Annotated in this window: 1 protein-coding gene; it reads left to right on the plus strand. The window is 34.2% G+C overall.

What is annotated here, in order from left to right:
* Positions 1-62 precede the first annotated feature (62 nt).
* The coding region (locus ACYVFA_RS28245; RefSeq protein WP_460475226.1) for an IS1 family transposase at positions 63-743 on the plus strand (681 nt) is incomplete at its 3' end.

Genomic DNA, 743 nt, shown 5'->3' on the forward strand with positions numbered 1-743 from the left:
GGTTGTAGATTCAAATGTATGATGAGTTGAATAAATAAAACAAGGGAGCGAACTTTGCAATTATGTCTCAAATAATCGTAAAGCTAGATTGCCCCCATTGTTTCTCTGCAAAAGTAGTAAAGAATGGTATAAAAAAGAACAAAGCCCAAAATTACAAGTGCACGGATTGTAAAAAACAGTTTCAATCTGAATACTTATATTGGGGTGCAGATATTAGTACCAAACGTAAGATTATCAAGATGTTAGTACATGGTAGTGGGATTACAGATATTGCTAATGTTTTAGGTGTCAGTAAGGGATGTGTATTAAGAACGCTATTAAAAACAGGCGAACAAATAATCCTTAAATCAAGCAAGAAGCATTTTCATAAAGTACAGATAGATGAGCTACATAGTTTTGTTGGTAAGAGGAAGAAAAAGGTCTGGATTATTTATGCTTATGATGCAGAAACGGATGAGATCATAGCAGTTACAGCAGGAAAACGCAGTAAGAAGCAGGTAAAAGACCTTTTCAAACGTCTTGAAGGTATTACGATTGATTGGTTTTGTACAGATAACTGGGAGGTATTCAAGCAGGTTTTGCCTTACGATAAACATCTAATTGGAAAGCAATTCACCAAGGCAATTGAGGGCGTAAATACTTCTCTAAGAAATAGTTGCAAACGATTAAATAGGAGAACTACAAGTTTCTCAAAGAAGGTATATAATCATTGGCAAGCTATAAAATTAACTATGAACTATAGA

This window comes from Emticicia fontis (genome assembly GCF_054779675.1).